Annotated in this window: 24 protein-coding genes; 10 read left to right on the top strand and 14 right to left on the bottom strand. The window is 62.6% G+C overall.

The genetic code is table 11. The annotated features are described in order from the left end of the window. Positions 1 to 80 precede the first annotated feature (80 nt). The 3 genes from CI15_RS23230 (at position 81) to CI15_RS23220 (ending at position 3,922) form a co-directional block, all read left to right on the top strand. A complete protein-coding gene (locus CI15_RS23230) occupies positions 81 to 560 on the top strand; it encodes a glycine zipper family protein (protein WP_062132137.1) in 480 nt (159 codons plus the stop codon). Positions 561 to 649: 89 nt separating this feature from the next. After that, positions 650 to 1,051 carry a hypothetical protein gene (locus CI15_RS23225; RefSeq protein WP_062131745.1) on the top strand — a complete coding sequence of 134 codons (402 nt, stop codon included), beginning with the start codon at positions 650 to 652 and terminating at the stop codon, positions 1,049 to 1,051. A gap of 132 nt (positions 1,052 to 1,183) precedes the next feature. Continuing rightward, entirely contained in the window at positions 1,184 to 3,922 is a 2,739-nt protein-coding gene (locus CI15_RS23220; protein ID WP_062131742.1) for an MGH1-like glycoside hydrolase domain-containing protein, read from the top strand. Positions 3,923 to 3,992: 70 nt separating this feature from the next. Here the strand turns inward: CI15_RS23220 and pdxR are convergent, their stop codons facing one another. Further along, positions 3,993 to 5,501 (bottom strand): MocR-like pyridoxine biosynthesis transcription factor PdxR, encoded by a 1,509-nt coding sequence (gene pdxR / locus CI15_RS23215; protein ID WP_420915874.1) that lies wholly within the window; start codon positions 5,499 to 5,501, stop codon positions 3,993 to 3,995. A gap of 211 nt (positions 5,502 to 5,712) precedes the next feature. Between pdxR and CI15_RS23210 the strand changes: the two genes are divergently transcribed. Both CI15_RS23210 and CI15_RS23205 read left to right on the top strand, forming a co-directional pair. Next, the gene (locus tag CI15_RS23210) at positions 5,713 to 6,465 is read left to right on the top strand and encodes an SDR family oxidoreductase (RefSeq protein WP_062131736.1); all 753 of its coding nucleotides are present in this window, start codon (positions 5,713 to 5,715) and stop codon (positions 6,463 to 6,465) included. Between the two features lie 104 nt (positions 6,466 to 6,569). Next, positions 6,570 to 7,280, top strand: coding sequence for an SDR family NAD(P)-dependent oxidoreductase (locus CI15_RS23205; RefSeq protein ID WP_062131733.1), 711 nt, complete (start codon positions 6,570 to 6,572; stop codon positions 7,278 to 7,280). 43 nt (positions 7,281 to 7,323) lie between these two features. Here CI15_RS23205 and CI15_RS23200 read toward each other — a convergent pair whose 3' ends face one another. Both CI15_RS23200 and CI15_RS23195 read right to left on the bottom strand, forming a co-directional pair. Beyond that, the gene (locus tag CI15_RS23200; RefSeq protein ID WP_062131730.1) at positions 7,324 to 8,001 is read right to left on the bottom strand and encodes a DUF4336 domain-containing protein; all 678 of its coding nucleotides are present in this window, start codon (positions 7,999 to 8,001) and stop codon (positions 7,324 to 7,326) included. A gap of 107 nt (positions 8,002 to 8,108) precedes the next feature. Next, positions 8,109 to 9,554: a DEAD/DEAH box helicase gene (locus CI15_RS23195; protein WP_062131727.1), complete on the bottom strand. Its 1,446-nt coding sequence runs from the start codon at positions 9,552 to 9,554 to the stop codon at positions 8,109 to 8,111. A gap of 319 nt (positions 9,555 to 9,873) precedes the next feature. Between CI15_RS23195 and CI15_RS23190 the strand changes: the two genes are divergently transcribed. Further along, on the top strand, positions 9,874 to 11,310 hold the full coding sequence (locus CI15_RS23190) for a glycoside hydrolase family 1 protein (RefSeq protein ID WP_062131725.1): 1,437 nt from the start codon (positions 9,874 to 9,876) through the stop codon (positions 11,308 to 11,310). 115 nt (positions 11,311 to 11,425) lie between these two features. Continuing rightward, complete coding sequence (locus CI15_RS35615; RefSeq protein ID WP_075643758.1) at positions 11,426 to 11,635, top strand: hypothetical protein; 210 nt, start codon at positions 11,426 to 11,428, stop codon at positions 11,633 to 11,635. Between the two features lie 54 nt (positions 11,636 to 11,689). Here the strand turns inward: CI15_RS35615 and CI15_RS37345 are convergent, their stop codons facing one another. From CI15_RS37345 to CI15_RS23170, 4 genes are all read right to left on the bottom strand, one after another. After that, a complete protein-coding gene (locus CI15_RS37345; protein ID WP_162842059.1) occupies positions 11,690 to 11,848 on the bottom strand; it encodes a hypothetical protein in 159 nt (52 codons plus the stop codon). 95 nt (positions 11,849 to 11,943) lie between these two features. Further along, positions 11,944 to 12,141 carry a hypothetical protein gene (locus tag CI15_RS23180; RefSeq protein ID WP_062131719.1) on the bottom strand — a complete coding sequence of 66 codons (198 nt, stop codon included), beginning with the start codon at positions 12,139 to 12,141 and terminating at the stop codon, positions 11,944 to 11,946. Positions 12,142 to 12,246: 105 nt separating this feature from the next. Further along, positions 12,247 to 12,795: a phasin family protein gene (locus CI15_RS23175; protein WP_063910567.1), complete on the bottom strand. Its 549-nt coding sequence runs from the start codon at positions 12,793 to 12,795 to the stop codon at positions 12,247 to 12,249. 272 nt (positions 12,796 to 13,067) lie between these two features. Continuing rightward, entirely contained in the window at positions 13,068 to 13,340 is a 273-nt protein-coding gene (locus CI15_RS23170) for a hypothetical protein (RefSeq protein ID WP_062131713.1), read from the bottom strand. Positions 13,341 to 13,649: 309 nt separating this feature from the next. Between CI15_RS23170 and CI15_RS23165 the strand changes: the two genes are divergently transcribed. After that, positions 13,650 to 14,750: an NAD(P)-dependent alcohol dehydrogenase gene (locus CI15_RS23165; RefSeq protein ID WP_062131710.1), complete on the top strand. Its 1,101-nt coding sequence runs from the start codon at positions 13,650 to 13,652 to the stop codon at positions 14,748 to 14,750. Positions 14,751 to 15,179: 429 nt separating this feature from the next. Here CI15_RS23165 and CI15_RS23160 read toward each other — a convergent pair whose 3' ends face one another. The 7 genes from CI15_RS23160 to CI15_RS23130 form a co-directional block, all read right to left on the bottom strand. Then, the gene (locus CI15_RS23160) at positions 15,180 to 15,368 is read right to left on the bottom strand and encodes a hypothetical protein (RefSeq protein ID WP_153041172.1); all 189 of its coding nucleotides are present in this window, start codon (positions 15,366 to 15,368) and stop codon (positions 15,180 to 15,182) included. A gap of 178 nt (positions 15,369 to 15,546) precedes the next feature. Continuing rightward, on the bottom strand, positions 15,547 to 17,175 hold the full coding sequence (locus CI15_RS23155) for a 3-(methylthio)propionyl-CoA ligase (RefSeq protein ID WP_062131705.1): 1,629 nt from the start codon (positions 17,173 to 17,175) through the stop codon (positions 15,547 to 15,549). Between the two features lie 75 nt (positions 17,176 to 17,250). Next, entirely contained in the window at positions 17,251 to 17,895 is a 645-nt protein-coding gene (locus tag CI15_RS23150; protein ID WP_062131702.1) for a DsbA family oxidoreductase, read from the bottom strand. A 58-nt stretch (positions 17,896 to 17,953) separates the two neighbouring features. Further along, positions 17,954 to 19,012 (bottom strand): beta-keto acid cleavage family enzyme, encoded by a 1,059-nt coding sequence (locus CI15_RS23145; RefSeq protein ID WP_062131699.1) that lies wholly within the window; start codon positions 19,010 to 19,012, stop codon positions 17,954 to 17,956. A 439-nt stretch (positions 19,013 to 19,451) separates the two neighbouring features. Further along, positions 19,452 to 20,444 carry a sugar-binding protein gene (locus CI15_RS23140; RefSeq protein WP_062131696.1) on the bottom strand — a complete coding sequence of 331 codons (993 nt, stop codon included), beginning with the start codon at positions 20,442 to 20,444 and terminating at the stop codon, positions 19,452 to 19,454. Between the two features lie 205 nt (positions 20,445 to 20,649). After that, positions 20,650 to 21,645, bottom strand: a complete 996-nt coding sequence (locus CI15_RS23135; protein ID WP_062131685.1) for an ABC transporter permease — start codon at positions 21,643 to 21,645, stop codon at positions 20,650 to 20,652. 59 nt (positions 21,646 to 21,704) lie between these two features. Next, positions 21,705 to 22,343 (bottom strand): ATP-binding cassette domain-containing protein, encoded by a 639-nt coding sequence (locus CI15_RS23130; protein ID WP_241495909.1) that lies wholly within the window; start codon positions 22,341 to 22,343, stop codon positions 21,705 to 21,707. A gap of 544 nt (positions 22,344 to 22,887) precedes the next feature. On the opposite strand from CI15_RS23130, the gene CI15_RS23125 reads away from it, so the two are divergent. Together CI15_RS23125 and CI15_RS23120 are read left to right on the top strand one after the other, a co-directional pair. Next, entirely contained in the window at positions 22,888 to 24,114 is a 1,227-nt protein-coding gene (locus CI15_RS23125; RefSeq protein WP_062131679.1) for a YeeE/YedE family protein, read from the top strand. A 371-nt stretch (positions 24,115 to 24,485) separates the two neighbouring features. Then, positions 24,486 to 24,791, top strand: a 306-nt coding sequence (locus CI15_RS23120; protein ID WP_174543260.1) for a Phenylacetic acid catabolic protein, incomplete at its 3' end; no start/stop codon positions are given.

Here is a 24,791-nt window from a genome sequence, read left to right as displayed (position 1 = left end):
GCACGAGGCAACCGGCACGCCCGGGCAGGCCGCCACCGCACGCGCACCGAAGCTCGATGACCTTCACGGGAGCCTCAGCCATGCAACGAATCACACGCCTGTCGATCGGCCTCACGCTCGTCTCGCTGGCCTGTGCGGCAGCGGCCCAACAGCCGATCATCTATCCGGCCAGGGGACAGAGTTCGGCGCAGCAGCAGAGGGACACCGAGGAATGTCATGCGTGGGCGCAGCGGACTACAGGCGTCGATCCAGTTGCGCTGGCCGAGCAGATGGCGAGCGGCGCGCCGCAGCCTCAGCAGCGCGGCGGCCTGCTTCGCGGGGCCGGCGGAGGCGCGTTGGTCGGCACGCTGATAGGCGGCGTGGCCGGCGGCCACTGGGGCGAGGGGGCGGGCATCGGCGCGCTCGTCGGCACGATGGGCATGGGCATGCGAATGCGGCGCGAGCAGCGGGACATGGAGATGCAGCAAACGGGCATGCAGCAGCAGGCGTCGGGGCAGCTCGCGACTTATAACCGAGCCGTCACGGCCTGCATGACGGGCCGCGGCTACACCGTCGAGTAGACAGGGCACCGGCATCGCGTGCGCGCCCGGCCGCTGTGTGCAGTGCGCAAGGTTCGCGAGCCGGTTCACAACAAGCAGGAGGTAACGCCATGCTGAAGCCTTTGCGGGCCACCGTCCTCGCGATCCTCGTCGGCTCGGCGCCGACATGGGGTCTCGGGGCGGACTTCGACGGCAGCAAGCCGCTCCTGTGCGCGACGATCGACGCGCATTTCTGCGACATCGGCGAAGTGTGCTTCCGGACGCTGCCCGAGATCCTGGGCGCACCGGATTTCGTCCACATCAACTTCGCGAAGAAGACGATCGTCGGACCATCGCAACGCGCAACCGCGATCCGGTACATGGAATCCGGCGATGGCCAGCTGCTCATGCAAGGCACGGAGCTCGGCTACGGCTGGAGCATCGCGCTCGACACGAAGTCGGGCGGCATGTCCGTGACGCTCGTCAACCGCCAGGACGTGTTCGTGATGTTCGGGACATGCACGCCGTCCTAGGGTCCCGGCGCGTCGTACATCGGCTCGCAGCGGAAGCCACGTTCAGACCAGCACTGCTTGATCGCGCACGACGATGTGTACTCGTGAGTTTCGTCGAGTTCGCATCTCTTGCAGCCGTATCGGAGGAAAAGCATGTCTCCCGTATCCGTGGACGTAGCGGAACAAAAACGCCTGAACGACTCGCGTGAGGCGGAGGTACCGTGGAAGAAGTGGGGGCCTTACCTCAGCGAGCGGCAGTGGGGAACGGTGCGAGAGGACTACAGCAAAGACGGCGATGCCTGGCGCTACTTCACCCATGACCATTCCCGCTCGCGCGCCTACAGGTGGGGCGAGGACGGGCTTGGCGGATTGTGCGACGACCAGCAGCGGCTGTGCTTTGCGCTGGCGCTGTGGAACGAGCGCGACGCAATTCTGAAGGAGCGCCTGTTCGGCCTGACCAATAGCGAGGGCAATCACGGTGAGGACGTGAAGGAGTATTACTTCTACGTCGACAGCACGCCCACGCACTCGTACATGAAGTACTTGTACAAGTATCCGCAGCGGGAGTATCCGTATCTAGACCTGGTTGAAACCAACCGAAGACGATCGCGGGAGGAACTCGAGTATGAACTGCTCGACACCGGCGCCTTCGACGATGACCGCTATTTCGACGTCTTCGTCGAGTATGCGAAGGCGGGTCCGGAAGACATCCTCGTGCGTATTTCCGTGCACAACCGCGGAACTGAAGCCGCGCGGCTGAGGGTCTTGCCCACATTATGGTTCCGCAACACATGGTCGTGGGGCGAGGATGATCGCAAGCCATCGCTGCGCGAGGCGGGACCCGGCACCATTCGTGCCACGCATCATGAGCTAGGGGATTACTGGCTCTATTGCGAGGGCGCGTCGGAGTTGCTATTCACAGAAAACGAGAGCAACGCGCAGCGTCTGTGGAATCAACCCAACGCGTCACCCTATGTCAAGGACGCGTTCCACTCCTTCGTCATCTCCGGGCAGCGCGAGGCGGTGAATCCCACCAGGACAGGAACCAAGGCCGCTGCCCATTACGTGTGCGACGTACCCGGCGGCGGCAGCGCGTCGATCCGATTGCGCCTGACGGCAGCCGAACTGGACCATGCCTTCGACGGCTACGAGAACACGTTCAATGACCGCATCGCCGATGCAAACGCGTTCTACGAGCGTGTTGCGCCCAGTTCGCTGAGCGAAGACGAGTGCCGGGTGTACCGCCAGGCATTGGCGGGAATGCTGTGGAGCAAGCAGTACTACTACTTCGATCTCGAGTTGTGGCTGCGCGAGCACCGCAGTCATCCATTGCTCGAAGTCGCGCAGCCCGGTGTGCGCAATACCGAGTGGTTCCACATGTTGAATGCCGACGTGATCTCCATGCCGGACAAGTGGGAGTATCCGTGGTACGCGGCTTGGGACCTTGCCTTCCACACGATCTCTCTGGCGCTCGTCGATCCCGATTTCGCCAAGGAGCAGCTGCTGCTGATGCTGCGCAGTTTGTATGTCCACCCGAGTGGCCAGATGCCAGCCTACGAGTGGAACTTCAGTGACGTGAATCCGCCGGTGCATGCCGCTGCCACGGTCTGGCTCTACAAGTACGAGGAAGCGCTAGGCCGGGCCGATCCGCGCTTTCTGGAGCGCTCGTTTCAGGGGTTGATGCTCAACTTCAACTGGTGGGTGAATCGCAAGGACCCTTCAGGTCACAATGTTTTCGCGGGCGGCTTTCTGGGTCTGGACAACATCGGCGTATTCGATCGCAGCGCGCAGCTTCCGACCGGCGGATTCCTGGAGCAGGCGGACGGGACCGCATGGATGGCGCTGTTTTGCCAGAGCATGTTGGAGATGGCGGTGATTCTGTCGGACTACGACCCGATCTACGAGGAGGTCGCCTTCAAGTTCGTCCAGCACTTCATGTGGATTGCCTACGCGATGGACCGGCGTGGCGAACATCCGGACCAGATGTGGGACGAGGAGGACGGCTTTTTCTATGATCTGCTGCGGCTTCCCGACGGCCAGACCATGCGTCTGAAGGTGAGGTCGATGGTGGGGTTGCTGCCGCTGTGCGCGTCGAAGGTGTTCGAAGCAGAATACGTCACTCGCCATCCGAAACTGGTCGCGCTGATCGCGCAATTTCGAAAGCGCTACCCGGAACTGCTTGCCCATGTGGCCCCGACCGATGCGGGCTTCATTGGCCACAAAGACCGGCGGCTCCTGTCGATCCTGAACAAGCGCAAACTCGAGCGCGTGCTTGGGTATCTGCTCGACGAGAACGAATTCCTCGGGCCGCACGGGATTCGTTCGCTCTCTCGCTATCATCTCGACCATCCGTACGTGCTCAATGTCGGCGGGATGGATTTCAAAGTGCAGTACCTGCCGGCTGAATCGAACACGGGCATGTTCGGTGGAAACTCCAACTGGCGCGGTCCGGTATGGATGCCGGTGAATCTGCTGATTATCCGGGCGCTGATGAATCTCTACGACTTTTTCGGCGATGAGTTCAAGGTTCAATGTCCCACCGGATCGGGGCAGTACATGACGCTTTTCGAGGTGGCGCAAGTGATCGTCCACCGGCTAACCGGCACGTTTCTGCGTGATGCCGATGGACGGCGCCCGGTCTACGGCGGGACGGCCAGGTTCCAGGACGATCCCCATTGGCGCGACCTGATCCTGTTCTACGAGTATTTCCATGGTGACAACGGTGCGGGCCTTGGGGCGAGTCACCAAACGGGCTGGACGGGTCTCGTTGCGCCTCTGCTCGACCTGTTCGCGCGTCTCGACGCTCGAACCGTTCTGGAAACCGACCGCTGGCGGATATTGGCCGGCGTCGTCGGGCAACAGGTGGGCGGACAGCAGTCGGGCGACAAGTGAGGGAGAAAATACGTCCGAGGCTACCGAGGGTTCGGGCTCGATGACCGCATCCGGATACATGCTTCGCACGTCAGCCGTCGAGACACGCGCGCAAGGTTCGGGCGAGACGACCTGCTTCACCCGCATCGGCGATGTTCGCGAAGCCCATCACGAGGCCGCGCGGCGTGCGCCGGGTGCGGGCGTTCGCATACCAGATCGACAGCGGCAACACCGCGAGCCCAGCCTCCCGGGCGCGCGTAGCGACAGCGACGTCGTCGACCGGTCCGTCGGTACCTTCCGCGAATCGCACTGCGAACTGGATCCCACCGGGTGGCAAATCGACGCTCAATCGTTCCCCAAACGCCTGCTCCAGCGCATGCACGATCAGCATGCGCCGCTCTCCGTAGATCCCACGCATCCGCTTCAGATGCCGCGCAAAATGCCCTTGCCGCATGAAATCCGCCACGGCCGCCTGCCATAGTGTCGGCGAGCCAGCGTTCATGCTATGGGCCACCCGCCCCACACGCTCGACGGCCCGCTCCGGCACCACCACATACGCGAGCCGTAAGCCGGGAAACATGACCTTGCTGAACGTCCCGCAATAGATCACCCGATCGCGCCGGTCGAGACTCTTCAACGCTGGCAAGGGCCGGCCCGTATAGCGGAATTCGCTATCGTAGTCGTCCTCGATGATCCAGCTGGACGCATTCTCCGCCCAGTCCAGCAGCGCTATGCGCCGTGCGAGCGACAGCGTGTACCCAAGGGGGCTCTGATGCGACGGCGTGACGAGAGCGAAGCGCGCCTGCGGAGCCAGTTGCGTGCCGCGCTCGACGTCGATCCCGTCCCCATCCACCGGCACCGGCACGAGTTGCACGCCGGTCTCCGCGAGAAAACCGCGCGCGAGCAGATAGCCGGGATCCTCGAACCACATGCGATCGTTCGGGCGCGCGAGACTGCGCAATACGAGTTCGAGCGTCGCGCGGTAGCCGCCCGTCACGAACACCTGTTCCGGCAGGCAGGTCACGCCGCGGGACAATCCGAGATAGGTGGCGATATGTTCGCGCAGCGGCCGGTAGCCGGCCGGATCCGGGTACGCGAACATCGCGCGCTCGCTGCTGCGCCCGCGATGTGACACGAGCCGATGCCATACCTTGCTCGGGAACGCGTCCAATGCGGGCATTCCGGGTTGCAACGGCCGCGGTTCACCGCTCATGGCGACGGCGATGGCGGACTGCCGCGCCGTGGATTGACCGCCACGCGACACGCCAGGCGTGTTCGACGTGTCCATTCCTTCATTGCCCGGCCGACCTTGCTTGACCGGACCACCCTGCCCACGCGACGAACGCATCACGGATGCCGGCAGCGACGGCGATACGAACGTGCCCGCCGCGCCGCGCATCTGCAGATAGCCTTCGTCCACGAGGATCGTGTAGGCCAGCTCGACCGTGCCGCGCGCCGTGTTCAGTTGCGTGGCGAGGCCGCGTAGCGCGGGCACGCGATCGCCGGGACGCAGATGTCCCGAGGCGATCGCGGTCCTGAAACGCTCGCAAATCTGCAGGTAGATCGGCAACGGCTGTTGCCGATCGATTTCGATAGTCAAAGGGCGGTTCGACGAGGTCACGAGACAGTCTCACGGCAAGGAGGCGACAACGACATGGACTAGTCGGATCGTCAATTCTTGGCACTTATCGCCAGGGCATGACGCTTCCACAATAGTCTCACGCGATGGGACGACGGCGAACCCTTTCACGCAATACGAAATCCGCCGGGCGCATCCGCGCGTTCGTTATTTTTCCTCTGGAGAATTTGCCATGAAGATCGTCGTAATCGGTGGTTCCGGCCTGATCGGGTCGCGTCTCGTCAAGCTGCTGACCGAAGCAGGCCATGAGGCGCTCGCCGCGTCGCCGCGTACCGGCGTCAACGCCGTCACCGGCGAGGGATTGAACGACGCGCTCGCGGATGCGGACGTCGTCGTGGATGTGACGAATGCGCCGTCATGGGAGCCGCAGGCCGTGCTCGACTTTTTCCGCACCTCGGCGCGCAACCTCGGCAAGGCTGAAGTGGCCGCGGGGGTACGCCACCACGTCGCGCTATCCATCGTCGGATGCGAACGCACGCCGGAGAACGCCTATTTCGTTGCCAAAGTCGCACAGGAAGAGGTGATCGAAGCGGCAGGCGTGCCATACACGATCGTGCGCGCGACCCAGTTCATGGAGTTCATCGGCGGAATCGCTGATTTCGGCACGGAAGGCGGGACGGTGCGTCTCGGCGACGGACTGTTTCAGCCGATCGCAGCCGACGACGTCGCGGCGGCCCTCTCGCAGGTCGCGCTGGGCGCGCCGCTGAACGGCACCGTTGAGATCGCCGGCCCAGACCGCGCGCCATTCGCGGAGATCGTCGGGCGTTATCTGAAGTCGGCAGGCGACCCACGCCCGGTGGTGACGGATCCTGATGCGCGGTACTACGGTGGCCGTGTCGAGGAACAGTCGCTCGTTCCGCTCGGCGAGGCGCGGATCGGCCGCATCAGTCTCGACCAGTGGCTGGCGCAGGCTAACAAGGGCTGATTGCAGGTTGCTGGGAAACCTAATTCAAGTCATCTACCTCTGCATTGATCGGTGCCGTCGGACGGATCGGCGTTGAATCTGATCAATCATTTCCTGGGTACAGCATGAGCACGTCACAAAAGGTTGTCGTCGTTACCGGCGCATCGCAAGGCATAGGCGCCGAAGTCGTCAAGGCGTTTCGAAGGCTCGGCTACCGCATCGTTGCGACCGCACGTTCCATCAGGCCGTCGGCCGACGAGAATATCCTGACCGTCGCCGGCGATATCGGCGACCCAGCAACTGCGCGCCGTGTCATTTCCGAGGCTGTTACACGATTTGGCCGGATCGATACGCTGGTGAACAACGCCGGCATCTACATCGGAAAGCCCTTCACCCAGTACACCGCCGAAGACTACGCCGCGGTGATGAACGTGAATATGGCGGGTTTCTATCACATCACGCAACTCGCCATCGCCGAAATGGAAAGGCGTTCGTGCGGTCACGTGGTCAGCGTCACCGCCAGCGTCGTTGACGCCGCGATCAGCGGTGTGTACTCCGTGCTGGCAGCCCTCACCAAGGGTGGTCTGAACGCCGCCACGAAGTCGCTGGCAATCGAGTACGCCAGCAGAGGTATTCGCGTGAACGCCGTCGCGCCGGGGATCATCAAGTCACCGATGCATGCACCGGAAACCCATGAAGCGCTCGGCGCCTTCCATCCGCTCGGACGCATGGGCGAGATGAGCGATATCGCCGACGCGATTCTGTTCCTCGATTCCGCGCCGTTCATCACCGGAGAAATCCTGCATGTCGATGGCGGCCAGAGCGCCGGTCGTTGAGATTGAATCGTGCTTTGCACGCGTCAATCGTGCTCGTGCATGTTCAAAGCCAGGACAGGCCCTTGCGCACCAACGCGTGGGCGTTGTCCGTCAAGAGGTCGCCGTGTGCGAGCACGACACGCTCGAACGGCCACGCGAGCAACCGGTCGATGCAGGCACGGGCGCGTTTGCGGTCGCGATAGGCCATTCGCAGCAGCGGATGCCATCCGACCCGGCCGAGGATACCCCCCAAGCGCAAATAGTTGCGCGTCAGCCAGTGAGGCGATTGGTGAAAGTTCTCCACCAGATCGCAGGCGATCAGCGTACGTGTGTCGCGGTGATAGAAAACCGTCTCGCCGAGCATGCAGCCTTCGATCGTCAGTAGTTCCAGGTCGTTGCGCCAGTCAGGATGGGGCTGATCCGTCAGAACTGCTCCGAAGCGGAGATCCTTGCGCTTCCGTTGCAAGGCTGCGGGCCCGTGTAGCAATGCCTGCGGATAAGCCGCCGCAGCTTCTGTGGCGTACATGTGATGAAACAGGTTCGGACAGACGATGTGCGCGACCGGTCCCAAGGCATCGATTGCGGTCCGCAATTCGCTGCTCAACGGGATCGGTGAATGCAGCAACAGCTTGCCCGACGACAGCCGGATGACCGCCATGCGCGTGCCGACATGTAGCCCCATGAATGAATGGGGGGCCGACGCGGTCCAGATATTCGGTGCAAATGGCTGAAGAGCGGGCATCGTCAAATCCGATCATGTTTGTATCTCAATCATTCAAGATCGTGCCGTCGATACTGTCAATTGAGTACAAACCTCTGGAGCTGACGACCTTCGCCAAAGTCCCCGCATCAGGGTTGGCGTTTGCCGCGGCCACCAGCGGGGTTGCCTGCCGGCTTACGCGAACCCGCAGCGGGTTTGCTGGCGGGCTTGCTGCGCGGCTTTTGCACGCTGAATGGGCTACCGCTGGACAAGCTTGTGCCTTGCCCCGCGGCGACAGCGCGCTGCGCCGCAGGCTTGCGTTTGTTTTCGCCACCTTGCGGGCGCGGCTTCTTGCTGGGCACCTGCATGGCGCCCGACGCAGCTTGCGGCACTTTCGGCTTCTTGGGCTTTTTGGGCTTCTTGATGATCTCGCCCGTCGCGCTGGTTTCCGGCACGCGGTGTTCGGCTTCAAAACCCGGCTCTTCTTCACGGCGCAGCGTTTGCCGGATCAGCGCTTCGATCGCGGCCAGTTGCGGCGCTTCATCGGCACACACAAGGGACACCGCCACGCCGCTGGCACCCGCGCGGCCGGTACGGCCAATACGGTGCACATAGTCTTGCGCCACGATCGGCAGATCAACGTTGATCACGAGCGGCAGGTCGTCGATATCCAGCCCGCGCGCAGCCACGTCGGTGGCGACCAGCATTTGTACTTCGCGCGTCTTGAAGCGCTCCAGCGCACGCAGGCGCGCGGGTTGCGGTTTGTCGCCGTGGATGGTGTCGACCGCATAGCCCGCTTCGTCCAGCATGGCCGCCAGGTAATCCACGCCATTGCGGGTCTTGACGAACACCAGCGCGTGCTCCCAGTTGTTCTCGGCCACAAGGTGCATGAAGAGCTCGGGCTTGTTCCTTTTATCCACCGGCACCACCCACTGCTTGATCTTGCTGGCCGTGGCATTGGGCGGGCTGACGCTGATATTGACCGGGCCGCGCAGAATGGTCGCCGCCATGGCGCGGATATCGTCGGTAAACGTGGCGGAGAACAGCAGGGTCTGGCGCCGAGCGGGCAACGCAGCAAAGACGGCGTTCAGTTCGCGCGCAAAGCCCAGATCCAGCATGCGGTCGGCTTCATCCAGCACCAGCGTTTCTACTTGATCGAACTGCACCGCGTTCTGGCGATTGAGATCCAGCAAACGGCCCGGCGTGGCAACGAGCACATCCACGCCTTTGCGCAACTTCATCATCTGCGGGTTGATGCTCACGCCGCCGTAGGCGGCCAGAAATCGTAGGTCGAGGCCTTTGCCGTAAGCGATAAAGCTTTGCAGCACTTGTTCAGCCAGTTCACGCGTGGGCACCAGCACCAGAACGCGCGCGCGGTTGCTCGACACCGCCGGGCCGTGTTGCACCAGCCGTTGCAACAGCGGCAGCGCAAAACCCGCCGTTTTGCCGGTGCCGGTCTGTGCCCCAGCCATGACGTCCTTGCCGCTGAGCACAGCAGGAATCGCCTTGACCTGTACCGGCGTAGGTGTCTGGTAGTTGAGGTCCTGCACATTACGCAGCAAGGGATCGATCAGACCAAGCGCGGCAAAAGACATGAGGATATTCCGGCTAAAACCGCAATTCTAGCGGTTAGCGCGCCGATCGCACCGCGCAGCGTGGATCAATGATCATGAAGGTCGATGTTGATCGCCACTGAAAAACGTATCGGTGCCGGGCGCCGCGCCGGCAAGCTGTATGACGGGTGGCGGACCCGCGGGGACGTCTCGCGATTCTGTAGCGGTCAAGCAGGTCGTCAGGCGGTAACATTCACACGCAACCACGCTACAGCGAACTTCGCGCATGCCATTGACCGGTTTGTCTGGTCACCATCGAATTGTTGCCAAACCGCTGCAGTGAACCGTCAGGAGCGCACTCATGTTCCACCGGAAACTGAAAGACTTCCCCCCGGATTTTCTCTGGGGTGCCGCCTCGGCGGCTTACCAGGTGGAAGGTGCCTGGAACGTCGATGGCAAAGGCCCGTCGGTGTGGGATTCTTTTACCAGGATTCCCGGCAAGACTTTTCAGGGCAGCAACGGTGATGTGGCTGTCGATCACTATCACCGCTTTGCCGAAGACGTGGCGCTGATGGCGCGGATGGGCCTGAAGGCGTACCGCTTCTCAGTTAGCTGGCCGCGCATCTATCCGCAGGGTCGGGGCGAGGTGAGCGAAGCGGGGTTGGCATTCTATGAACGCTTGATCGACGAACTGATCGCTCACGGCATCGAACCTGTGCTCACGCTGTACCACTGGGATTTGCCACAAGCTTTGCAGGATGAATACGGTGGCTGGGAAAGCCGCGAGATCATCGCGGATTTCGAGCGCTATTGCGTAACGCTGTTTCAGCGCTTTGGCGGCAAGGTCAGGTATTGGGTTTCGCTGAATGAACAGAACTTCAACTTCACCAATGCCTTTCAGTTGGGTACTCATCCTCCCGGCGTAGAAGACCGCAAACGCTTTTTTGCCGCCAATCATGTGGCATTCCTGGCCAATGCCACCGTGATTGCCGCGTTCCGCCAGCACGTACCCACAGGCCGGATCGGCCCGAGCTTTGCCTACTCCCCTGCCTACCCCGCCTCCAGCGCGCCGGCCGACATTCTTGCTTTCGAAAACGCTGACGAATTCACCAATTACTGGTGGCTGGATGTCTATTGCTTTGGACGCTATCCACAAGCGGCGCTCCATTACCTGCAGCAGACCGGCGAAGCGCCGCACATTGAACCGGGCGACCTCGAAATCTTTCAGCGTGGCTTCCCCGACTTTGTCGGCGTGAACTACTACTACACCACCACGTTTACCGAGAACCCGCTCGATGGCGTGGGCATGAAACGTATCAACACCACCGGCCAGAAAGGCACCACGCCATCGAGCGACGTGCCCGGCCTGTATCGCACCACCGCCAACCCAAATCTGGAGACATCCAATTGGGACTGGGCTATCGACCCAATGGGCTTGCGCATTGCATTGCGTCGTATCTCCAGCCGTTACGCGCTACCCATGATGATTACCGAAAACGGTCTGGGTGAGTTCGACACGCTACACGCCGATGACACCATTCACGACGCCTATCGCATTGCCTACCTGAAAGGTCACCTCGAAGCATGTCAGCAAGCGATCAGCGATGGCGTGCAGTTGCTGGGTTACTGTGCGTGGTCGTTCACTGATATCTTGAGCTGGCTGAATGGCTATCAGAAACGTTATGGCTTTGTATACGTTGACCGTGACGAGACCAATGAAAAGGATCTTCGACGAATTCCGAAAGGCAGTTTTTATTGGTATCGCGATGTGATTGCCAGCAATGGCAATAAGCTTTGACGAATGCGACAGTTGTGCCTGATTCTGCGGCCTCAAAGTCAGTCCACCCTCATGCTTGCTGCGACCGCGCATCCGTAGCAAGATCAAGTTGCCTCATGAGCAACAGGCGACTCCCATGACAGACAAACCCGATCTCGATCCTGATGCCACGCCCGACCAGCTGAAAGGCCCCGGCGGCATGACCTTGCGGCAAATCCACGAACAGGTGCAGAAGAGCGTTGAGCGCGACCGCGAAGCGCAGGCCGCGCACCACTCACCGGTTCCGCCGCAGGGCCGGTGGCAACGGTGGGTCCGCTATGTATGGGGCCGCAGCGGACGTCGCTAGCCACGCGGTTTCCTGCTCACGGCAGCGGGCGAAGTTTTTAATTGGCAATGACGGTCAGTGTCGCGAGCGGGTCCAGCGACACCAGTCGTGGTGATCGAGATTGCGCAACAGATCGGCCCGGCGCCGCTCGCGGCGGTAGTGCGCAATTACGCCATACGCGGCCATCACCAGCACGATCAGGCCGATAGCTGTACCCAGCCACGATTGATCCACGTCAACCTCCTCAGGTGCGTCCAGATTGCCAGCCGCCCCTGAAGGCGGCTCGCCCGACGAGTATGGGTCGTCTCAACGAGTTATCTGTGCGCCGGTCAACGTACCCGTGCAAACGCACGCAGCACGGCGTCGCCGCGCGGCGTCACGCGAGGAAAGTGGAAGCCCGAGCTGGCGGGCTCGTTCGCAATCAACTGCAGGTCGCGCAGTGCGCCAAGCTCTGCCCGGTCCGAATCGATCCGTTCGGGCGCATCCTTCACCAGCAACAACGTGGCCAGTTCGTGCGGGCTCAGCATGTCGTTTGCCTCCGGCGGAAACAGAGATCGGGTAACCGGATCGGCCGCGGTTGCATCGACAGGATGCGGAGCCTGAATCCGGCAGGATTTACGGAAGGTTGTCGCCTATCGGGTCGACGAGCGACGTGTCCGGGGCGGATTTTGGCGTTTCGCCGTGTCGGAGTCCGGCTTTGCGGCGCGCGAGAGAATGGCACGGGTCAATTCCCATGCGTCCGTGTGACGGCCGGCGGCAGACTCGCCCTCCGCCTGCTCCGGCTCCGGCACGGCCCCGCGCGTCATGGCGTCGACGGCCGTTGCATCGGCCGACGTGCCTGCGGGCGTGGCGCCCGCCTCGGGCTCATGCCCGTCGTCGTGATCGCGGGCGGCATGGCCCAGTCCGATCGTTTCCGACACGATGTCCATCCAGCCGCGCGTGTATCCGGCGAACTGCAGCGCGAGCCAGGACATCACATCGGCCTGACGTCTGACGAACTGTTCAGGCGTCTGCGCAAGCAATACGTTTTCCCACTGCTGGGCAGCACCCGCGAACGCAGACCTGCACGTATCCGCGTTCAGCCGCGTCAGCGCGCAAACGCCGGCGACGAACTGGCCGGGCAGTTGCGTCACGCTGATCGGAACGGACAGAGTCATTGGCATCTCTTTACGGGTGCTCATGGGATATCTCTCAGGTTCGCGCGCACGCAGCGAGCGCTGCCACCGCGATTCGTGAAGGGCGTTCCACACCGGGCCCATTGACCGGGCAAACGGTCTGACGCCGCCTTAGAGCAACCATTCTAACTTTGTTAAGTCCGACTCAGATGACTGCGCGCCAGGGAGTTTCCCCAATATGTGGGAAATGGCCACATGTGGTGAGCGGGCTCCGCGCGAGTCTCCAGCCAGAGATGCTGAAGCTCTATCGCGACGGGTGCTGAGTGGGGACCGCGCGGTTAGTCCCCAAACGGGTTGCCGCTATCGTTCACTTCGGTCTTGAGGTTGTATTCCGCGCGCATTGCTTTGAGCACGCTGTCGATGCCGCGCTCGAAGCCGAGCGCGTTGCCGAAGTGAGTCATGCTCCAGTTGCAGCCGGTCTTGTCAGGTTCCTGCAACTTGGGCCGCGGCACAGTGATCTTCACGCCATCGTCGACGATTTCCTGCAGTCGATGGATGCGCCGATTGACCTCCTGCTGAAGCTGCGAAGCATTGAGCATCTTGCGTATCATCCAGGTCTCCTTCCGGTTGCTCGAGCCAGTCTAGCGCAAGCGACGCGTTTCGCGACCGCGCGCTGAAATGCACAGTAGCTCAAAGAGCAGACGGCGCCGACTCCGCCGATACACCGCGACAGCATTTCTCTTAAGCCGTCCTGCGGATTGCCAAACTTCTGCTACTTTAAAGTGGCGTCGCGCTTTCTCGTCCGCGTTGCCGGTCGAGTCGAAACGCATGATCGCGGATACGACCATCGCGGCCAGCCTACGGAACCCTGCGCGAACCCCCTCTTGTTTTGCAATTGACCTGAACGGAAGGAGACAGTCGTGAGCGCCATGATGAAAGCCGCCGTATTCGTCGAACCGGGCCGTATCGAACTGACCGAGAAGCCCATGCCCGAGGTGGGCGCCAACGATGCGCTGCTGCGCATTACGACCACCACGATCTGCGGCACCGATGTGCACATTCTCAAAGGCGAGTATCCGGTCGCCAAAGGCCTAACGGTCGGCCACGAGCCCGTTGGCGTGATCGAAAAGCTCGGCAGCGCGGTGAGCGGCTACGAGGAAGGCCAGCGCGTGATCGCCGGCGCGATCTGTCCCAATTTCAATTCGTACGCGGCGCAAGACGGCGCCCCCTCGCAGGACGGCAGCTATCTGATCGCGAAAGGCCAGTGTGGCTGTCATGGCTACAAGGCGACGGCCGGCTGGCGGTTCGGCAACCTGATCGATGGCACCCAGGCCGAATACGTGCTGGTACCCGACGCGCAAGCGAACCTCGCGCCGGTCCCCGACGGCCTGACTGACGAGCAGGTGCTGATGTGTCCCGACATCATGTCGACCGGCTTCAAAGGCGCGGAGAATGCCAACATCCGGATCGGCGACACGGTGGCGGTATTCGCGCAAGGGCCGATCGGCCTGTGCGCGACCGCGGGCGCCCGCTTGCTGGGCGCGACCACGATCATCGCGGTCGATGGCAACGACCATCGTCTCGAGATGGCTCGCAAGATGGGCGCCGACGTCGCGCTGAACTTCAAGAATTGCGATGTGGTCGACGAGATCCTCAAGCTGACCGGCGGCCGTGGGGTGGATTCGTCGATCGAAGCGCTCGGCACCCAGGGCACGTTCGAATCGGCGTTGCGCATCCTCAAGCCGGGCGGCACGCTATCGAGCCTCGGCGTCTACTCGTCCGACCTGACGATTCCGCTGTCGGCGTTCGCGGCAGGCCTCGGCGATCACAAGATCAATACCGCGCTGTGCCCCGGCGGAAAAGAGCGCATGCGACGTCTGATGAACGTGATCGAATCCGGTCGCGCCGACCTCGGCGCACTGGTTACGCATCACTACAAACTCGATGACATCGTGGCCGCGTACGAGCTGTTTGCAAACCAGCGGGACGGCGTGCTGAAGGTGGCGATCAAGCCGCATTGATTGCGTCGGGCCGCCCGTTGTTATTCGCTGCCTGGAGGGTGGTTCGGAGCCGCAAGCACGGCGAGCGCCACCATGAGGCCCGAAGCGGCGAACACTGCCAGCAGTGTTCGCCATACGCCTGAACCGCCGGGCGCAGTCTTCGTGTGGCTATTCCCACTTCGCATGTTTATGGCGAATGCGACCGACCAGATCCCACACCTTTCTCGCTTCCTTTTGGGCCGACTTCCCGTGATCCTCGTGATGCTCTGCGTCAGCTGCGTGACCGAGCTTGGCGCCCCGTCTTGGGCGCTTGAACATTTCGGCGAATCTCATTTCGACCTCCTTCCGCGGTAACGACGCCGCAAAATGAGTGTACTCCGCTGGCATGCCAAAGAGCGCGACTAGAACCCGTCTCTACCCACGCCGCAGGCGTGCCAGCTACTGCGCCTGTCAGTCGATACTCGCAAAGGGCGAATGCAAGTCCATCCAGTCGTAGTGACTCGAGGCGGGCGACCACGCCCAGTGCGCGACCGACTCGACCGCGGCTTTGCTTTTGGCGGCCCATCCACCGGTGCCCTCGTGAGTGCGCGCTGCCTGCTCGTCCGCGCGTAGCTGCTTCTTATCTGCGTCGTAAGCCATGTTCGACCTGCTCCTCTGAAAATAGACCATTGATCTCAGGCATCCTTGCCTCGATCCATCACTGCATCGTATCGCTGGGAACAGCGGCACCGGGTGTCCAGAGCGGTCGATTTAATGACAAATCCAGCCACGCAAGACGCCGGAGAGCAATGAGAAGACAGGGAGCCCCACGCGCCGATCAAACGGTCAGGTAGTAGTCCCGGTACTGATCCCTCAGCCGGTTCTTGAGCACCTTTCCGGTAGCCCCGAGCGGAACCGCGTCGATGAACACAACGGCATCGGGCTTCCACCACTTCGCGACGCGACCGTCAAAGAAGTCGAGCAGTTCTTCGCAGCGAAGCGTTGCTTCTGGCTTTCTTACGACCAACAGCAACGGACGCTCGTCCCATTTCGGATGTCTGGCGGCGATGCACACGGCACTCGCGACTTGCGGATGCAGACATGCCACGTTTTCGATGTCGATCGAACTGATCCATTCACCGCCCGACTTGATGACATCTTTGCTGCGATCGGTGATCTGCATGAAGCCGTCGGAGTCGATCTTCGCGACGTCTCCCGTCGGGAACCAGCCGTCGCACAACGGTGACGCCTCTTCGCCGCCAAAATATCCGGACGCGACCCACGGGCCGCGCACCTGCAGGTCACCGGCTTCGTGCGTGCCCCACGGCAGTTCCTTACCGTCCACATCGACGATTCTCATGTCGATGCCGAACACCGCACGACCCTGCTTTGCCTGCAGCGCGTAGCGCTGCTGCGTCGGCCACGTCAGATGCTGCGCCTTGAAGCTGCAAACCGTGCCCACGGGGCTCAGCTCGGTCATGCCCCACGCGTGCAGGACGTCGACCTCGTAACGCTCCTGGAATTCCGTGGTCATCGCCGTCGGGCACGGCGCCCCGCCGACGATGGTTCGGCGCATCGACGAGAACGTCGCACCGCGTTCGCCGGCATGCCGGAGCAGCCCTTGCCAGACCGTGGGCACTCCGGCGGAAAGCGTGACCTGTTCCGACTCGATCAGCTCGTACAACGACTTTCCGTCGAGGGCGGGCCCGGGGAACACGAGCTTGGCGCCCACCATGCACGCAATGTATGGGAGACCCCAGGCATTCACATGGAACATCGGGACCACCGGAAGAATCACGTCGCGCGCGGAGCAGTTCAGCGAGTCCGGTAGTGCTGCTGCATAGGTATGCAAAACAGTCGAGCGATGGCTGTACAACACGCCTTTCGGATTGCCAGTCGTACCGGACGTGTAGCACAGCGACGACGCCTCGTTTTCGTCCAGCAGCGGCCAGGCGAATTGATCGCTATGACCATCGATGAGGTCTTCGTAGCACAGTAGCGTGACGGGCAGTCCGTGAGCTTCGGGCATGTTGGCCCGATCGGTCATCGCGACGAAGACCTTCGGGCTGCTGATGCGCGATGCGACCGACTCGATCAGCGGCAGAAAGGTCAAGTCGAAGAACACGACGCGATCTTCAGCGTGATCGATGATGTACGCGAGTTGATCGACATGCAGGCGCGGATTCAGCGTGTGGAGCACGGCACCGGAACCCGACACCGCAAAGTACAGCTCCATGTGCCGGTAACCGTTCCATGCCAGTGTCGCGACCCGCTCGCCGTGCATCACCCCGAGCCCCGCGAGCGCATTGGCCAGCTTTCGGGAGCGCTGCGCAAGATCGCGGTATCGATACCGGTGGATATCGCCTTCGACCCGCCGCGACACGATCTCCTGCTCGGCATGATGCCGCTCTGCGTGAGTGAGAAGCGAGGTGACCAGCAGCGGTTGCTGCATCATCAATCCATTCATGAGTACCTTCCTGATCTCTTCAATTCGCGAGCTCGTCCGTCTGCTTTGCCGGTATCTCGCGTGACACGATTCGCGTTAGTGGTTCTCGAGCGAGCGCAGCATGGCATCCACGATCGCGCCCGGCGCGTACAACCCCGACAGCGACAGTGCGGAATTGACGACGAAGTGCGGCACGCCCATCACATCGTCGGCTTGCGGCGGCCGCGGTAACGGCAGGCCGGCTTCGCGCTGCGACCTCGCGATATGGTCGGCCAGGCCTGCGGCATCGAGACCGCACGCGAGACCGATGCGCTCGAGCGTGTGCGGATTGCCGATGTCTTCGCCGTCGATGAAATAGCCCGTGAACAGGCGCTCGATCAGCGCCGCGGGGTTGACTGCCGCCCCTGTGGTGGTGGCCCACGCGACGAGCTTGTGCGCCATCCGGGTGTTGGGCATCACTTCGATCCGCTCGAACCTCAGTTCGACACCGGCCTCGCGAGCGGCCTGCTGGACCTGCGCGCGCCTTGCGGTAACGATCGCTTCGCTTCCCAGACGCGCCAGATAGAAGGCTTGATACGGCATCCCGGCGACCGGCATGTCGGGCAGCAACTGATGCGAATGCCACCGCACCTTGATGCTCACGTCCCGACGCAAACTGGCGAGCCGGCTGATGGCGACATCGAGATTGCGCTTGCCAATCAGGCACCACGGACAGATGAAGTCGAAGTGAACATCGACCACGACTGACGCGTCCCGATTGACCGCAGCGCTCCGTTCGGTTGTAGCGTGTCGCACGGGCTCAGACAGCCTTGCGCAGAAAACCCTGCGTGCCGCCATTGCGATTGGGCGCGAAACCGTTCGCCAGCAGGGTCTCCTCCACCGTGTCGTAGAACACGCCGATCTTGCTGATTTCGCGCGCTTCCTGAGCGGTCGCCACCTTGCGGCCGAACTCGCGCGAAATGCGCACCAATTGCTCGATCTGCTCGACCGTGCTCATCCGTTGCGTGCGCGACTGGTTCCAGAGGTTGTCCTCGATGCCGCAGCGTACGTGCAGGCCCATCGCAATGCCCATCATGTTGATGGGCAGGACATTGCGCATCGAGCTTTCGACCGTCAGGACCGCGCCGTCCGGCGTAGCGCGCACGAAGTTGGCGAGGTTATAGATGTTCGGTGCATCCATGCCGCCGCCGATGGCCACCCAGTTCATGACGAGCGGGCCTTTGTAGACACCGCGCCGGATCAGGCGCTCCACCGACTCGAAGCTGTTGATGTTGTAGCACTGGAACGCGCTCTGGATACCGGCCGCGTTCAGGCGACGAATATGCTCCTCGGCCCAGCCGGGCTGCGCCGGCACCGTCATTTCCTTATAGGCGTTGTAGACCTCGGGGTCCTCCATCGAGGTGCCTTTGACGTCCGCGTCTTCCCAGTGCTCGACGACGTTCATCTGCGAGGTATTGATCGTCACCGTGACCTGGTCCGGCTTGGGGTCCAGTTCGGCCAACATGTGGCGGGTGTCGTCGCTGAGCCATTTGGCCGCGGCACCTTCGGACTCGGGTGCGAAGCTGATCGAGCCGCCCACCTGAATGATCATTTCCGGCACGGCGTTGCGCACGCCAGCGATCAGCTCGTTGAATTTCGACAGACGCTTGCTGCCCTTGCCGTCGAGTTCGCGCACATGCAGATGCAGCACGGTAGCGCCGGCGTTGTAGCAGTCCACCGCCTTCTGGATCTGTTGCTCCATCGTCACCGGGATGTCCTCGGGAAAGTCGGAGGGCACCCACGACGGCGCGTAGGGCGCGGCCGTGATGATCAGGGGTTGCTGATTTTCGGTGTAGAGGGAGCCGTCGAGAAAGTTCATGGCATTGCCTTCAAACGAGGGTTAAGCGGGAAAAATGAGAGCGCGGAGCATGGACTGGATGCGTGGTCGACCAGTGCCGTCGGCAACCAGAAACCGTCTCGCGCCTGATAGGGAGAAGTGCGGGCCTGACGGCCCTATTACCCGCGTCAAGTACGCATCGGGACGTCTGACGATGGGTCGGTACGAGCGAAAGATACGGGAATCGGACCAGGCGGTTTACCGTTTTGGCGACATTCTTTTTGGATTTGGCGCCACTCAGCGTTTACACGGAGATCAATCGATATCCCCGGCACGCGGCGCGCGGGAGGTCGCGCGCAGGCAACGAAAGGACGGCCGCGGAGGCCTCTTTCACGAGGGCGGCTCGCTCACCGCCCTCCTTTGCCGAGGGCGGCGGGTATAAGCGCGGCGGCGGCGTCCGCGCAGCTGTCACGGCCAATCTTCAATGCTTCAAACAAGTATCCGCATTCTTCCACGTACACGTATCGAGCCCGGTGTGGATGACCGGCTTGACGGTCTTGCCTTCTGCCACATCGCGCATGATCATCGCCGCCTGGTAGCCCATCTCTTCCGGTCGCTGTCCGACGAGCACATTGACCTTGTGGTCCTTCAGCGCCTGAAGCTCAGGCCCGAGCGTATCGGCCGAGACGATGACGAACTTGCCGCTTTGGATCTTCTCCATGATCGGCGCGACCACCTGCGAATACGCCTGCGGCGCGAACAGCGGCCAGCCGCCTTCCAGCACGAAGGCGTCCAGACCGGTGGCGTTGGCCGTCAACGTATCCTGCATCATCTGGTTCGCCTTGGCGGCGTCGTCATTCACGTAGAGCGGGCAGGCGCTGATCTCGTGCCAGCCGTTCTCGCCGTTGAGCTTCGTCACGCCCTTCTTGCCGGAGAGGACATCGCGCGTGCCCTGAGCGCGCTGGTTGATGTTCTCGGCCGCCGGATTGCCCATCACGAGGCAGATATTGCCGCCCTTCGGCATCAGCAACTTCAGCTGCTCGCCGAGCTTCGCGCCCAGGTCATAGTTGTCGGTGCCGACGTACGTCTTACGCAGTGACGCGTCCTTTGGCAGCAGGTCGGCGTCGGCCGTGAGGATTGGAATTTTCGTGTTGCGCCGGCGGATCACCTCAGCCACGGCTGGCGCGTTCGAGGGCGAGATCGCGATGGCCGCCACGCCCTTGGTCAGCAGGTCGTCGATGATCTGCACTTCGGCGCTTTCGTCGGCGGCCGTCGCGGGGCCCGTGTAGTAGCAGTTGTAGCCTTGCTTGTTCAGTTCCTTGTTGGCCCGCTCGCATCCCTGGTGCATGAGGTCGAAGTAGGGGTTGTCGAGACCTTTCACCACCAGTGCCAAGGTCTTGTCGGCTGCGAAGGCTGACGAGCCCAGCAAGGCGAGCCCTCCGATCGCAGCAAGATACATCAAGGTCTTCTTCATTGTTTCCTCCTGTACGGCGCCGCTTGCGCGGCGCCCATGTCTGCTCGCGCATCTCTCCTGTTAGTCGCAAGGAAAGCCCTCGACCGGGCTCCCGCGGAACCTCACGATCCCGTCAAACACCTGTGTCCGGCAGTTCCGCGCCTCCTCCGGCCACACCCGCCTCGTAAGCCCCGGCCGTAGCGCGGCCGGAGCAACCGAAGACACTTCAATTCATTTGCCGATCGCCGCCGAGCCGATTGAACAGCACCGCGATGATGATGAACCCGCCCACCACCGTGCCCTGCCAGAACGAGTCGACGCCGAGCAGGATCAAGCTGTTACGGATCACTTCGATCAGCGCGGCGCCGACGACGGTGCCAAGCGCGCTGCCGATGCCGCCCGTGAGACTGGTGCCACCGATCACGGTCGCGGCGATCACGCGCAATTCGTCGCCGGTGCCGAGGCCCGTCGTCACCGCGCCGAGCCAGCCCACTTCGAGGATCGCCGCAACACCCGCCATCAGGCCGCCCAGCACATAGACCGAGCAGATCACGCGACGCACCGGAACGCCGGTCAGATTGGCTGCGTGGCGGTTGCCGCCGACCGCAAACACGTAGCGGCCCCAGCGCGTCCAGCCGAACGCGAACCAGAAGAGCACGGCAAACAGAATCAGGAACCAGACCGGATTGGCGATGCCGAGGGTTGCGCCGCCGCCGAGCTTGAGCAGCGTGCTGCCGTCAGGGCCGAAATCGAAAATGGTCCGGCTGCCGGAGAACACGAGTGCAAGGCTGCGGCCGACACTGAGCATGCCGAGCGTGACGACGAAAGGCTGCATGTCGAGATAGGCGATCAGCAACCCGTTGACGAGGCCGACGAGCCCCGCGGTCAGAAGCGCCATGCCGATGCCGGCCCAGATCGAATGACCTGCATTCATGACGACGGACAACACGATCCCGCTGAGGCCGATCGTCGAGCCGACCGATATATCGATGCCACCCGTGACGATCACGGCCATCATGCCAAGCGCGACGATGGCGACGAAAGCGAAGTTGCGCGTGACGTTGAAAAGATTCTGCTGCGTCGCGAAGGTCGAGGTCACGATCGATAGCACGACGCAGCCTACGACGGTGGCGAGCACCACCCAGAAGACCTGACTCGCGAGCAGCGCCGTCCAGCGGGTATGGGTCTTCGCGGCTTGCGGATCATCGAGCAATACGGGCATGGAGTGGGGCCTTTCCGGCGCATCGTTGTTCAAGGTAGGGTCTCCCGGGTGCGGCAGGTTCAGGCGGCGGCGATCGCTCCGGTGATGAGACCGGTGACTTCTTCCGGAGACGACGTTTCGGTCTTCTTGTCCGCAACCTTGCGCCCGCGACGCATCACGACCACGCGGTGGGCGACGTCGAAAACGTCAGGCATGCGATGGCTGATGAGAATGACGGCGACGCCATGCTCGGACAGGCGTTTGATCAGATCGAGCACCTGTACCACCTGCCGCACGCTGATTGCCGCGGTCGGCTCATCCATGATCACGAGACGTGCCTCGGATAAGCGCGTACGGGCGATCGCCACCGCCTGGCGCTGACCGCCGGACATCTGTCGGACGAGATCGCGCGGGCGCGTCTCCGATTTGAGTTCCTTGAAGAGCTCGCCTGCGCGCCGGTACATGGTCGCGTGATCGAGAATGCGAAGGGGACCGAAACCGAAGCGTGGCTCGCGGCCGAGAAAAACATTGGCCGCCGCTGTCAGGTTGTCGCAAAGCGCGAGCTCCTGGTAGACCACTTCGATGCCGCGAGCGCGCGCGTCGACCGGTTTGCTGAAATGCACCGGCTTGCCGTCGATCAGCATTTCGCCGTGCGAGGGAGGAAAGTTGCCGGCAATGACTTTGGCCAGCGTCGATTTACCGGCCCCGTTGTCTCCCATGAGACCGACAACCTGGCCCGACTCGAGACTCAACGTGACGTCGGTCAGCGCGTGAATGGCACCGAAGTGCTTGGAAATGCCCTTGAGTTCAAGAAGACTCATATCGGCCGCGCTCGCTCCAGTGGAACCGCCCGCTGCGTCGCCCGGACGGCCGTAGACATTCTAGCTAGCTAGCATGTTTTTTATAGCACGGCGGTGCGTTTGGCAAGGCGGTGGCCAAGTATGGGCAGTTGCACTGCGACATGGCAATTTCAATGCAATTTCGAAATATCGCTATGGCGAGTTGGTTATTAAGCGACCGGCTCCAAGTAGCGTCGAATTCAGCAAAGCCCCGTGCGGCGGGCGTTTCAGGCTCGACGCACGGCGCGCCCGAGGCGTGCCGTCGCGCAGCACGAGCCTTGGCTGGCAGCGGCCACAACCTGACAATTCTGTATACTCGCGCGCTGTCCCTAAACAATTATTCGCGGCCTTCCGCCCGCGCAGCGTCCGCCAGTTTCAAAGGCGTGTCGCCCTCGCGCGCCAAGTGCGTCCGCTCCAGACCACCATGTCCGATCTGTCCACGCCGTTCGGCGGCACACCTCGCCGCTTCGTCAACATCAATCCGAAGCCGCTCACCGTCGCGCTCGCGCTCGTCGTGCTCGGCGCGATCTATCTCGCGCAGACCGTCAGCGTGAAGCAGGCCGCGCTGTACGTCCTCGGCGCGCTGCTCGGTCTCACGCTCTATCACGCCGCGTTCGGCTTCACGTCCGCATGGCGCGTGTTCATCGCCGACGGCCGGGGCGCCGGCCTGCGCGCGCAGATGCTGATGCTCGCGATCGGCGTGCTCCTGTTCTTCCCGGCGCTGTCCGCCGGCACCCTGTTCGGCAATCCGGTCGTCGGTGAGGTGTCGCCCGTCGGCACGTCGGTCGTGGTCGGCGCATTCATGTTCGGCATCGGCATGCAACTCGGCGGCGGCTGCGCCTCCGGCACGCTGTACACGGTCGGCGGCGGCAGCACGCGGATGGTCGTCACGCTGATCGCGTTCATCGTCGGCTCGGTGGTCGGCACCGCGCACATGCCGTTCTGGTCCTCGCTGCCGCATCTGCCGCCAATCTCGCTCGTGAAGACGCTCGGCGTCGGCCCGGGGATCGCGCTGAACCTGGTGGTGTTCGCAGCGATCGCCGCGCTGACGGTGCTGATCGAAAAGCGCCGGCATGGCCGGCTCGTGAACGACGTGGAGCGCGCACCGAACGCGTCGCCGTGGCTGCATGGCCCGTGGCCGCTCTTCGCTGGCGGCATCGTGCTCGCGATCCTCAACTTCGTGACGCTCGCGCTGTCGGGCCATCCGTGGGGCATTACGTCGGCGTTCGCGCTGTGGGGCGCCAAGGCGTTCTCCGCGCTGGGCATCGACGTCGCGAGCTGGCCGGTGTGGAGCACCGGCCCGAACGCGGCCGCCCTCGCCGCGCCAATCAGCCACGACGTGAAGTCGGTGATGGACATCGGCATCGTGATCGGCGCGATGGTCGCGGCTTCGCTCGCCGGCCGCTATGCACCGGTGTGGCGTCTGCCGCTGCGCTCGCTGATCGCGGCGATCGTCGGTGGACTGATTCTCGGCTACGGCGCGCGTCTCGCGTACGGCTGCAATATCGGCGCGTACTTCAGCGGCATCGTGTCGGGCAGCCTGCACGGCTGGCTCTGGCTCGTCGCGGCATTTTTCGGCAACGTGGTCGGCACGAAGCTGCGTCCGCTGTTCGGTCTCGCGGTCGAGCGCGTCAAGCAAACGGGCTGCTGAGCAGGCCGGATTCGGCCGGTTCCGGTCGATGAAGCAATGAAGGCAACGCACAGTGCGTTGCCTTTTTTTATGGTTCGGCCGGAAAAAGCGTGAACGCTCCGGCCGTTTCATCCGTCCCGTGTGACGGATGCCGGCGGATGCAGCTGCGCGTCGCCATCGAGCGGCGCGTCCTTCGTGCCACGCGCAAGTTCGCTCTTTCGCAGCAACGGCGTCGTTTCGCCCCCTCCTCTCGCCTCTCGCCGCTCGCAAAACAAAAACGCCAAGGGTATTCCCGATGCTATTCGGCTCAACCCATCACAGTTAAATTCAATTGACCGACCGGTCGGTTAATTTATACTGCGTCAACTCGCCACATTTTTTGGACGGTACTGATGTACACCCAATCCCTCGATATCCCCGGCAACGTCGCCCCGCTCGATGCGGACGCGAATTCGCCCGAACAGGCGCGCTTCGACGCGGTGATGGCCGCCGACGGCAAGATCGAGCCGCAGGACTGGATGCCCGACGCCTACCGCAAAACGCTGGTGCGGCAGATCTCGCAGCACGCGCATTCGGAAATCGTCGGCATGCTGCCCGAGGGCAACTGGATCACGCGCGCGCCCAGCCTCAAGCGCAAGGCGACCCTGATCGCCAAGGTGCAGGACGAAGCCGGCCACGGGCTCTCACTGTCCAGTGCC

It is taken from the genome of Paraburkholderia monticola (genome assembly GCF_001580545.1).
Classification (GTDB): domain Bacteria; phylum Pseudomonadota; class Gammaproteobacteria; order Burkholderiales; family Burkholderiaceae; genus Paraburkholderia; species Paraburkholderia monticola.
The sequence above is the reverse complement of the archived record's forward strand: the minus strand, read 5'-3'. Positions and strand labels throughout refer to the sequence as shown.